Annotated in this window: 7 protein-coding genes and 1 pseudogene; all 8 read left to right on the top strand. The window is 46.0% G+C overall.

Annotation, left to right across the window (positions count from 1 at the left end; all coding sequences use genetic code 11):
- Positions 1 to 389, top strand: a pseudogene (locus JGK11_RS29635) (zinc ribbon domain-containing protein); the annotation flags it as partial.
- Positions 390 to 949: 560 nt separating this feature from the next.
- Complete coding sequence (gene grxC, locus JGK11_RS29630) at positions 950 to 1210, top strand: glutaredoxin 3 (protein ID WP_293185839.1); 261 nt, start codon at positions 950 to 952, stop codon at positions 1208 to 1210.
- A 67-nt stretch (positions 1211 to 1277) separates the two neighbouring features.
- Positions 1278 to 2252: a glutathione synthase gene (gene gshB / locus JGK11_RS29625; protein ID WP_293185840.1), complete on the top strand. Its 975-nt coding sequence runs from the start codon at positions 1278 to 1280 to the stop codon at positions 2250 to 2252.
- A 433-nt stretch (positions 2253 to 2685) separates the two neighbouring features.
- Positions 2686 to 3804, top strand: coding sequence for a Gfo/Idh/MocA family oxidoreductase (locus tag JGK11_RS29620; protein ID WP_293185842.1), 1119 nt, complete (start codon positions 2686 to 2688; stop codon positions 3802 to 3804).
- A gap of 240 nt (positions 3805 to 4044) precedes the next feature.
- Positions 4045 to 5883, top strand: coding sequence for a CHAT domain-containing protein (locus tag JGK11_RS29615; RefSeq protein ID WP_293185844.1), 1839 nt, complete (start codon positions 4045 to 4047; stop codon positions 5881 to 5883).
- A gap of 160 nt (positions 5884 to 6043) precedes the next feature.
- A complete protein-coding gene (locus JGK11_RS29610; protein WP_293147937.1) occupies positions 6044 to 6625 on the top strand; it encodes a hypothetical protein in 582 nt (193 codons plus the stop codon).
- A gap of 929 nt (positions 6626 to 7554) precedes the next feature.
- Positions 7555 to 8790: a transposase gene (locus tag JGK11_RS29605; protein ID WP_293214023.1), complete on the top strand. Its 1236-nt coding sequence runs from the start codon at positions 7555 to 7557 to the stop codon at positions 8788 to 8790.
- Positions 8791 to 8847: 57 nt separating this feature from the next.
- Positions 8848 to 11352 carry a cellulose synthase catalytic subunit gene (locus tag JGK11_RS29600; RefSeq protein ID WP_293185848.1) on the top strand — a complete coding sequence of 835 codons (2505 nt, stop codon included), beginning with the start codon at positions 8848 to 8850 and terminating at the stop codon, positions 11350 to 11352.
- Positions 11353 to 11535: the final 183 nt, after the last annotated feature.

Below are 11535 nucleotides of genomic sequence, written 5' to 3'. Positions count from 1 at the left end.
AAATCAAAACTTTGTCAGCATTCCTCATGCTCGACTAATTGAGATGTTGAAATACAAAGCTGAATTGATGGGAATAAAAGTGATAGAGCAAGAAGAATCCTATACTTCCAAATCGAATTTTCTGAATTTAGATCCAATTCCTGTCTACGGGAATCTTGGCGCCCAGGATACCAAATTTAGTGGAAAGCGAATTAAGAGAGGATTGTATAGAACATCGGAGGGTCGATTAATTAATGCCGATGTTAACGGAGCTTATAATATTTTGAGAAAAGCAATCCCAAATGCCTTCAGCGATGGGATACGTCGTGGGCGTAGCTCAGCCGAGGCGGGTCAATCCGCTCGAAGTGAAAGCGAAAGGGGAGGGACTTGAAGCCTCCCATGTCATGTAATAGATGACTATACTTTTACCAGCTATAGATAATTACCTTACCAGAAATAATTGGTTGAAAGCCGTAACCCCGATCGGGAGAAATGAAAATCAGACTATTCATTACTCCAATCCTCTTCCTTCTAAGTAGAGGTCGCTCTTAAACTGTCAAGCGGTCAACTGTCAACTGTCCCAGGTCAACTGTTGAAAGCTTGCAGGGTGCACTTGGAGCAGAAGGAAGAAGAGTTTAGCGCTCGAACGCCCTGAAGTCAAAAGCAAGAGATCCCATGGGGAAGTACAACGCGAAAAGTTCGCAACCGTCGGGCGGGGTTGCTATATATAAAAATTAAAATAAGATTAGTTAAGCAATACTTCGGACAGTTTTATATCTAGTCGAGCCTCCGAAACCCTTACTGACTATATGCTGGACTATTTTTTCAATGTTTAAGTTCAGCCCTAAGTTTCAGAAAATGCGTAAAAAATGGCAGGGCTTACTCGCTCTCGGCTTACACGGCCGTTAAAAAACTGTCCGAAGTATTGTTAAGATTACAATAAAAAATATTGTTATTGTGTGAGCGTCCGATGACACCTAAAGTAGAAATTTACACTTGGAGAACCTGCCCGTTTTGCATTCGTGCTAAAGCACTGCTGAAGCAAAAAGGGGTTGAATTTACAGAGTACGCGATCGACGGAGATGGAGCAGCACGCGATCGCATGACCGATCGAGCCAACGGAGGCCGCAGCCTCCCCCAGATATTCATTAACGACCAACACATAGGCGGCTGCGACGAAATGCACGCACTAGATGCTCAAGGCCTACTAGATCCGTTGCTAGCAAAATAAGGCATTTCCCGTTGCATTTTGAATTTGCCTAAATTTTCATTCGACCAATTTTTAATTGTAACTGACCATGAAATTTGCATTCATCATCGATCCGCTCGATCGACTAATTCCAGGACATGATACCAGCGTAGCGCTGATGGAGGCAGCTCAAGAATTGGGTCACGAAGTGTGGGCGACTCAAGCCAACGAATTAAGCATCATCGGCGGCAAAACCTGGGCAATGTTGACTAGAGTAGCCCTCACCCCAGTCAAACAAGTAGAAGGGCGCTGGGAGGCGGCTGAGGCTTGGTATCAGGTGGAACAGCCTGCATTGGGCCCACTCGAAGCAATGGACGCAGTATTTATGCGTACCGATCCCCCAGTCAACGTTCCCTACCTTTACACGACTTATCTTCTAGACGGCATCGATCCCGCTAAAACTTTGGTAGTTAACAGTCCCAAAGGATTGCGAGCGGCTAATGAAAAGATGTATGCTTTGCAATTTGAGGGAGCGATCCCCGAAACAATTGTTTCTCAAAACAAGCAGGTAATTCGCCAATTTGTGGAGAAAAAGGGAGCGGCAGTTCTTAAACCATTGGGAGGCAAAGCTGGCGAGGGGATTTTGTTCTTGGAACCGGGCGATCGCAATCTCAACTCCATGGTTGAAATTAGCACTCAACAAGGCAAAATTCCAGTGATGGTGCAGACTTATCTGCCCGAAGCAAAAGACGGAGATAAACGAATCATCCTCTTGAACGGCAAGCCCATCGGCGCAGTCAATCGCATTCCCACCGGCAATGAATTCCGAGGCAACATGGCTGTCGGTGGCCGAGTCGCAAAAACAGAAATTACCGATCGCGAACATCAAATTTGCGCTCAGTTAGCACCTGTGCTGCAACGAGACGGACTGTACTTTGTCGGCATTGATATCATTGGCGGTTATCTCACCGAAGTTAATGTCACCAGCCCTACAGGAATCAGAGAAATCGATTTGTTTGATGAGGTGAGTTTGGGCAAACAAGTAATTGAATGGACTGTCTCGCAGGTAGGAACTAGACGCTAAAATCTAATAACCCAGAATTACTCATCGGTCAATTATTTTTTTTGAAAAATAACAAAAAAAATCGCCTTTTTTTTAGGGTAAAAAGCTTGACTTTGAGAATTTGAAGAGGTATCATGTAATAATGGGAGTGGTGACAAAATTTAAATTTAAGTCACCACTCCCATTATTAAATAATAATATCCCGATCGTCCCAAAAAATCAATAGGTAATAGCTACTTTTTTAGGACAAATTTTTTAACAAAATCACAAAAAACTCAGTGTATTCAACAATATTGTCAGAAGTTCATATCTGGGCCAGCTTGTCTAGGAGCAGAAAACATTGCACTCCGAAGCTTTCCTATCTTAAAATTATCTGCGTTAATCTGCCTTCAATCTGCGGTTGACTTCTCAATCAAAGACTGAATCCCCAATCCCAATCCCCAATTATTAAATCATGTCAAAAATTGGCGTTGCAGTAGTCGGTACAGGTTTCGGTCAAAAAGTGCACCTGCCCGGATTCGAGACCCACCACCGGACAGAGGTTGTGGCTGTCTATCACCGAAATTTAGACTCATCTCAGGCGATCGCCACCGCCCACAACATCCCCTACGCTTGCAACTCGATCGCAGATATAGTAGCGATCCCAGAAGTAGCGGGCGTCAGCATTTCCACGCCGCCATTTTTGCATTTTGAAATGGCAAAAACAGTCCTAGAAGCAGGCAAACATTTATTATTAGAAAAACCGACAGCCCTGACAGCTAATGAAGCCCGGGAACTTTACCGATTAGCGAATCGCGAATCTCAAACCCAAGCAATTGCCACCATGGACTTTGAGTTTAGGTTCATTCCCGCATGGCAAATGCTAGCAGAATTATTAGCAGCAGGATATGTAGGAGAAAAGCGTTTAATTAAAATTGATTGGTTGGTGCCCGGCCGCGCTGATGCTACTCGCCCTTGGAATTGGTACGCACAAAAAGAGCGAGGCGGCGGAGTTTTGGGCGCGACAGGTTCCCACGTTTTTGATTATATTAGCTGGCTGTTCGGCCCCGTGCAGAGGCTTTCTGGGCAATTGATTACAGGAATTTCGGCGCGGCCCGATCCGAACGATTCGGGAAATTTAAAACCTGTTGATGCCGATGATTCTTGTACGTTGATGTTGGAATTGGCCGGGGGAACGCCTTGTCAAGTTTGTTTGAGTTCGGTTACTTATCAAGGGCGGGGACATTGGGTCGAAATTTACGGCAGTCAGGGTACTTTGGTTTTGGGAAGCGACAATCAGCAGGATTACGTCCACGGATTTCGCTTGTGGGGTTCCCAAGCTGGAGAACCTTTAGCTGAAATTAAGATTCCTCAGAGATTGGAGTTTCCTCAAGTTTATCCAGACGGGAGAATTGCACCGTTTATTCGAGTAGTAGACAGGTGGGTTGAAGCAATTGATGCGGGGAAATCTTTGATACCGTCGCTCAAAGAAGGAGTTTACTCGCAGTTGTTGATGGATTTGACCCAGGAGTCAAATGCTACGGGAACTTGGGTGGATGTACCGAATTTAGATAAATTTTTGGGCGGTAGATAAGATTAAAAATTTACCTGAAAGAATTGGTTTAAAGCCGGAACCCTTGTAGGGAGAAATTAAAAGAAGGCTATTGATTACTCCAATCCTCGGACTTCCAGGTAGAGGTCGCCCTCAAACAGTCAACTGTCAACTGTCAACTGAATGAAAAAGCAATGTCGCCCACTCGATCGCACCCCAAACCCGATAAACTACTAATAGAGAAACTCGATCAATCCCTATATCCAGATTCGGTAGTTGTGAATGGCGCGCCCTGAAAGTCCTTGCCTCAGTATAGCGATCGCTCGCCTGAGAACCGCTGGGGCAAACCATTTTGCCACTTGGGTTCTACAAGCTCCCTATCCCAGCGGGTACGTTCACCACGACTGTATGTGGCCGCTGGCCCTGTCCCAATCTTGGAAAGCTTGGCAGGAAATGTTTTCCCCGTCAGGGACAATTCACGAATTGCCCCTAAATCCTGATGGCAGTTTCGTCTCGCCGGAAAACAACCAGAATCTACTGACAGAAACTGAAAAACGAACTGCTCAATCCCTACAAATCCCTCCTATTATCCGCTCTGTGCCGCTCCACCTCAGTCAAGGGGGGTTGGTGGAGAGGGGCGAGCAGAATCCGCTACCGCCACCTCCTAGCTACAGCAGTCGCCTGATGCAGCATTTGGGGATCGATCTTTGGCAGTGGCTGTTTGAAGGGCCGATTCAGGGCAGTCTCCAGGAAAGTAAAGGTATCGCGATCGGGCAAAATCTACCCCTGCGAGTCCGCATAGACTTGCGCGAACCGTATTTGATTGCCCTACCTTGGGAAATTATGCAGCCTCAAGCCGGTCAACCGGCTATTTCTCTGTCGCAGCAACTGCTTTTCAGCCGCACTACCAGCAATGTTGAGCCTTTACCGCCCCTGCGTCCTGCCGATTCCCTCAGCATTTTGCTCGTTTTGGGACAAGCAGAACCTGGCCGCGGTGCTAATTCTGAATTTTCCAGGGGCAATAATCGTCATTTGCAGTTGGAAGCAGAAGCAGTCGCCCTAGCTGGGGTTCTGGAAAATGCTTTTCAAACCGACGACAGCGGTAAATATTTCGACATCAGCGTTCCGACTCGCGTCGATACTCTGATCGAACCTACTCCGGCGGAACTAATTTCTCGGCTGGAAACTCAAGCTTATAACATTCTGTTTTACGCCGGCCACGGGATACCTGGCCCTGACGGTGGCTTACTGTTTTTGGGGCCGGACACGGCGATTAACGGTACTGAATTGGCTCAGGTTTTGGTTCGATGCCGCGTGACGCTGGCAGTGTTTAATGCCTGCTGGGGAGCTCAGCCGGCGGTGGAGAGGCTGCATTCAAATAACGGCCAGCAACAGGCGATCGCCCGCAGCAGTTTGGCTGAGGTGCTGATCCATCACGGGGTGCCGGCGGTGTTGGGGATGCGGGACTCGATCGCCGATCGCGAGGCCCTGAGTTTTATCCAAACTTTTGCCCAAGCTTTGGCAGGACGAATGTCGATCGATCGCGCCGTCGCCGTCGCCAGACAGCAGCTACTGACACTGTACAAGTTCAATCAACCGGCTTGGACGTTGCCCGTACTGTATATGCACCCAGAGTTTGACGGTCAACTGACTGAACCGGTAGATGACCTGAAAACTGAATTGCCTTTGAATTCTTCTACTTGGCTGGGACGTTTGCCGTCTTGTGCTTACTTGCGGGGGCGCGATCGACCAAATGTCAAATCTAGCGAATCTGGCAATCAGGTTTGGCCCATTACTGCTGGTATGGTTCGAGTCGGACGCTGGGAAGAAAACGACGTAGTGATTCGAGAACAGTGGGTTTCTCAAAAACACGCGGAGATTTTCTGTCGCAACAGCATCGGCGATCGCGGGGGCGAACCTAGCTACTTCCTGCGCGATTTTTCCCGCTACGGGACTCTAGTTTTGGGTACAGACGGATGGGTGAGAGTTCACCACCAAGAACTGCTGCTGCAATCGGGTACTCAGCTAAAATTTGGCAGTTCTCAAGGTCAGATTTTTGAGTTCACTATTGAGGTTCCAAAAACTTCGGGCTACAGTGAGACTGATTGCGGAACTAATTAAGGTGCGGGTGTAGCTAATGAAGGCAATCGGCGATCGGGACACCAAAGTTCTCGACGCCCGTGTCTCAAGTCTGAAGTTAAAACAGTTACTCACCACTGGCAACTAGCACTTGGCAGAGTCCACCTTCTGTATTTTACTTGAACTACTTAGGTATTACATCATGGCTACCCAATCTCCTGATTCTCAATATTTTCGCGACTCACAAACTCAGGCGCAGATGGAACTTCTCACCACAATAGTTCAGACTGATGTTGCTTATCCTTGGAATCCCGCACAGCTTGAATCAGAATCTTATTTAACCGATCTAGAGCAAGAATTTGCCCTGTTTGATTCCTTCAGCGACAGCGATATAGCGGAGAAGTCGCAAGTTTTATTCGGACAACTAGAACAAATTTGGCTGGCGACTTCTCTACAAAAGTCTTTGCGCGAAAAATTTGCTCGGGTTCCTCAAGATTTTCTAGCCTGCATCGCTCAAAGCGTCCAAAACGCAACTGTTAAGTATCAATCTTTAGCTGACCAAATGGTTGAGTGCGTGTTAGATATTTTGCCTCAGTGGGCTGAGGAAGATTTGCAGGTGTTGGCGCGTCCTTTGGCTTATGCGATGCGAGAGGCTGATTCGTCCGCAGTGGAAGTGGTGATGGAGACTAGAAGACCTTGGGCCCAATTGTCGGAAATAGAACAGGCGAGAGTTGGTTTGGCTGTCGCCCGCTATGCAATCTCGCAATTAGAAATTTCTGATTAGTTTTTGACGGCTAGTTTTTTAGGCTGCGATCGCGGTAATTTTTTAAATTAATATAAAATCAATCTACCTTTAGTTAGATGTCACATTCGTCTAATTATTAGCCCCTAGGGATTGCTATCTCAAACGATAGCAATCCTATTTGATTTGTAGACATGATATTTTTTGGTTGAAATAACTGCAAAAAGTCGAAGAAGGCTGGCAGTAAACAGGAAAAACCATCAGAAATGGGGCAAAAAATTTGGTTTATAGGGCAATACGGTTTACTTAACACTATTTATGCGCCGGAGATCCCCCTCGCATCCCCCTTAAAAAGGGGAGTAGGGGTTGACTTTGAGAGCATTCTTGTCCCACCCCCTACTCCCCTTTTTTAACGGGGGTTAGGGGCGATCTGTCTTAAGTGAACAGTATTGGTTTATAGGGAGGCACGTTTGTAGTGTGAACTTTAGTCCGCAGAATTTTATGAGCACGTGCATTCCGAAAATCCAACCAGGTTTGTAGTTGTGCGATCGCACACAATCTCAAGAAGCTCTTGCTATACTTTGCCTGGACTGGATATTGCTGAGCAGTTTGCCACTAAGCAGCGAGTGAACTATCATCGGAACCTCCGAGAAACCCCGTCGCTTTTAGCGCGGGGAGGGATAGGAGGCGAGTGAGGAGTCTCACCCCAACCGAAACCGACAATCGTTAGGTATCGGTAGGGAGAGGTGAGCGACGAATGAGCAATAAATCTATGCATGGCAAAAATAACTTGTTGTTGGTTAACTTTCGCTATATAATGGTGATATCAGCGAAAGCAATGTTTATGTACTCTACTCAGAAAAACCAACTACGCGACCTTGACAAAGCCGAATTCTTGGCGCTCAGAGAGTTGTGCAGGCTGAGTAAGAACCTCTACAATGTGGGTCTTTACACCGTTCGCCAATACTTTTTTGAAGAACGTAAACACTTGCGCTATGAGTCGGCTGTGCGATCTGTGCAAAGAGAATGAGAACTACCAAGCCCTCAATACAGACATTGCACAGCAAACATTGAAGGTGGTAGATCGAACCTTTAACAGCTTTTTTGGACTGATTAATGCGGTTAAATCTGGCACTTATCAACAGAAGGTAAGACTTCCTCACTACCAGCCCAAAGATGGGTATTTCGTGTTAATAATCCCTCGGATTAAAGTCAAAGATGGAAAGTTTAAAGTACCGATGTCCTATGCTTTTAAAAAGGAATTTGGAGATATAGTAATTAACTTTCCACAACGACTCGACCCCGCTCAGCTCAAAGAGGTTCGGATTCACCCTAAATACGATGCTCGATTCTTCGAGGTTGAGTATATCTCTAAAAGGGCAAATGAACCCTCCGAAAGGATTGCTGGTAGTTCTCTGGCGATCGATCTTGGATTGGACAATCTGGCAACTTGTGTTGACACCAATGGGGCATCCTTTATTGTGGATGGTCGCAAACTTAAATCTATTAACCAGTGGTTCAACAAGGAAAATGCTAGACTGCAATCTATCAAAGATCGACAGAAGATAGAAAAACTGACCGAGCGTCAGGCTCGGCTGTATATCAATCGTAGCAACCAAATCAGGGATTACCTGAATAAAGCTGCAAGACTCATAATCGACCATTGCGTTAATACTAAAATTGAATGCTTGATTGTCGGATTCAACCTTGGGATGAAGCAAGATATCAATCTTGGTCGTCGCACCAATCAAAACTTTGTCCAGATTCCCTTTTATACCCTGAGAAATAAACTTAGAACTCTCTGTGAGCGATATGGGTTGAAATACAAGGAGCAGGAAGAATCTTACACATCTAAATCCAGTTTGTTGGATGGCGATGAGTTGCCCCTCTACAATGCCGATCGGCCAGCTACTTACCAGTTTTCGGGTAAGCGAGTTAAGCGTGGATTGTATCGGAGTAAAGAAGGACATTTGATTAATGCTGACGCACAAGGCGCGGCCAATATCGGACGTAAAAGTAAGCAGAATGGTTTTACCGGACTGTCTAGAGGCTGCGAGAGCCCAGCCGTTACGAATGAAAGTCTACTGAGGCTTGATTTTCTTAAGAATCCCCGTCCGTTTTACGGCGGGGAGTGTCAAAAAATTGTCAGAATGTTAAAAAATGTAAATATCGTCAGTGGGGTGTGTCGGAATTTTCAACGGGATTAAAAAGTGAACAGCAGGAAACCTTGACAGTTGCAGATACGATCGGGAATTGCAAATTTTATGAGAAATTCAAGATGTGACCTTCAAGACTTGAAACGCCGCTTTTTTAGGTGGATTTCGCACGTACAGATGGCAACGCTAGTCGTGTTGGGGGTAGTTGCTTTCGCAGGTGCGATCGCCGCAGCCTGGTTTAGCGGTGAAGGTACAGTCAGCGGTATTTTTGCCACAATCAATACTTGGCAGCAAAACCCGCCTGTGTGGCTGCAAGTACCTGCTGCGAGCAAGATGTATTTGTTAGTGCCGACTTTCGCCCTCGTCTCGGTTGCTTTAGCTACCATTAAAATTTCGCCTCAACCACAGAAATGGTCGCGGGCTGTGGTAGTTGGCATAGTTTTGGCTTTAACCATTCGCTACGTTTTGTGGCGATCGCTAGTTACCCTAAATTTAAGCGATCCCCTCAACGGTATCTTTAGTTTGGGACTGTTTTTCCTAGAAATGCTGATGGTTGTCAGCAGCAGCATTCAAATGTATTTAATGCTGAGTATGAAAGACAGGCATCGAGAAGCCGATCGCATGGCTGTTGCAGTTGCAGAGGGAAACTTTGCCCCGTCCGCAGACATTTTCATCCCAACTTACAACGAACCAATTTTTATTTTGAGGCGCACAGTCATCGGCTGTCAAGCTTTAGATTATCCTAACAAACAAGTATATTTGCTTGACGATACAAAGCGCCCTGAAATCCAATTGCTAGCCAAAGAACTGGGATGCAAGTATATAACTAGACCAGATAACAGTCACGCCAAAGCTGGTAACATCAACCACGCCACAAGCCTAACAAATGGAGAACTCATTGTAGTTTTTGATGCCGACTTCATTCCCACTAAAAACTTTTTAACAAGAACAGTTGGCTTTTTTCAAAATCCAGAAATCGCCCTCGTGCAAACACCGCAAAGCTTTTACAACCACGATCCCATTGCCCGAAATTTAGGTTTAGAAAATGTGCTGGTGCCAGAAGAAGAAGTATTTTACAGGCAAATTGAAATCATCAAAGATAGTGCAGATAGCGTAGTTTGTGCTGGCACGTCTTTTGTAATGAGGCGCAGCGCGCTACAAACAGTGGGAGGCTTTGTCACAAATTCAATCTGCGAAGATTATTTTACCGGAATTCGGTTGTCAGCCACCGGGTATCGTTTAGTTTACTTAGATGAAAAATTGAGTGCTGGTTTGGCGGCTGAAAATATAGAAGCCCATCTAACTCAAAGATTGCGCTGGGCGCGAGGCACCCTTCAGGCATTTTTTATTGATTCCAATCCTTTAACGATTCGCGGTCTCAGATTCGTACAAAGGCTGTGTCACCTGGAAGGATTGCTGCACTGGTTTACCAGTTTAAGCAGGATTGTGTTTCTGTTGATGCCTTTAGCTTATGCGTTTCTTGGGGTACTTCCTTTGCGGACAAATGCGCGGGAATTGGTCTACTTTTTCCTGCCTTACTATTTGGTGCAAGTTACTGTGTTTTCTTGGCTGAACCGCAAATCGCGATCGGCTTTGCTATCAGATGTTTACTCGTTCGTCCAGTGTATTCCTTTGGCGGTGACGGTGGTGAGTGCCATGCTCAATCCCTTTCAGAAAGGGTTTAATGTGACGCCAAAAGGAATTGCGACCGATCGCTTTAGTTTTAACTGGAATTTGGGATGGCCTTTGATTTTATTGTTCGCAGCTACAGCATTCGGTTTGTTCCATAATTTAAACATTCATTTAGTTAAAAATATGGGCAGTTGGCAGGGAATATCAGCAAGTGCTGATTCGTTAAAAGGTGTGAGTGCGGGCTGGATTTGGAGCGCTTACAACCTGCTGATGCTGGGAATTGCGCTGCTAATTTTGGTGGATATTCCTAAGCCGGATATATACGAATGGTTCAATTTGCACAGGGTGGTGCAGTTGAATGTGGGCGGTCAAAGTTTTTGGGGAATAACTACTGTAATTTCAGAAAGTGGCGCTGAAGTTGCTCTGACTGAACGGCCGAGTTTTGCGGTCAAAGGTAAAGGGAGCAAACAGAGTTTTACCGCAGCAGAGATGTTACCCAAATATGCCGCTGAGACAAGTTTATCGCAGGGTAAAATCAGAGCGATAGCTCGCAGCGTAGCAGTCAAAGCGAGGATATCCGTAGCGCCGCCTGTGATGGAGTTGGACACCGAAGCTCGTTTTGGCAACTGTTTGATTGATTGCGACTCGGCGACTCTGGAAATTATGGAAGAGAAATGTTTGATTCCTGTGGCTAAGATTGAGTTGGTTAGCGAGAAATCTCACTTGGAGTCGAATTTTCGGGATGCAGCAGGGTGCAGTGTTGCGGAATTTCCGACTGTGCGAATTGCGTTCGATCGCCTAAACATGAGCCAACACCGCTGTTTGATCGAAATGCTGTACTGTCGCCCCGGCCAGTGGAAGCGCCAGGAAACGCCCGGAGAATGGCATTCGCTGTGGCTGTTGTTGAGAATTGCTTTGAAGCCGAGGGCTATTTTTGAGAGAAACAGGCCGGTTAGGGCGATCGCAGTTTCGCAAGTTTAGATTTCCGATCAAACCCGGTAGCATCGGAATTAATATTACCTTAAATCAGGACACGGCACTGCCGTGTACCTACCCCGATCGATTGTCTGAAAACGGCATTCCGATATCCGCCCTATCATTTTTCCACAGCCAAAATTGATTGACAGAATATAAATGTTTTGATAACATAAAGTTAGTTATATT

Source organism: Microcoleus sp. PH2017_34_RAT_O_A (assembly GCF_020737885.1).
Classification (GTDB): Bacteria; Cyanobacteriota; Cyanobacteriia; order Cyanobacteriales; family Microcoleaceae; genus Microcoleus.
Note: the sequence above shows the minus strand (reverse complement) of the source record. Positions and strands in the feature narration are given on the sequence as shown.

What these genes read in the sequence shown, in the direction of transcription:
- JGK11_RS29620 (WP_293185842.1), top strand. Translation starts at nt 2,686, where the DNA reads ATGTCAAAAATTGGCGTTGCAGTAGTCGGTACAGGTTTCGGTCAAAAA.
- JGK11_RS29615 (WP_293185844.1), top strand. Translation starts at nt 4,045, where the DNA reads ATGGCGCGCCCTGAAAGTCCTTGCCTCAGTATAGCGATCGCTCGCCTG.
- JGK11_RS29610 (WP_293147937.1), top strand. Translation starts at nt 6,044, where the DNA reads ATGGCTACCCAATCTCCTGATTCTCAATATTTTCGCGACTCACAAACT.
- JGK11_RS29600 (WP_293185848.1), top strand. Translation starts at nt 8,848, where the DNA reads ATGAGAAATTCAAGATGTGACCTTCAAGACTTGAAACGCCGCTTTTTT.
- gshB (WP_293185840.1), top strand. Translation starts at nt 1,278, where the DNA reads ATGAAATTTGCATTCATCATCGATCCGCTCGATCGACTAATTCCAGGA.
- grxC (WP_293185839.1), top strand. Translation starts at nt 950, where the DNA reads ATGACACCTAAAGTAGAAATTTACACTTGGAGAACCTGCCCGTTTTGC.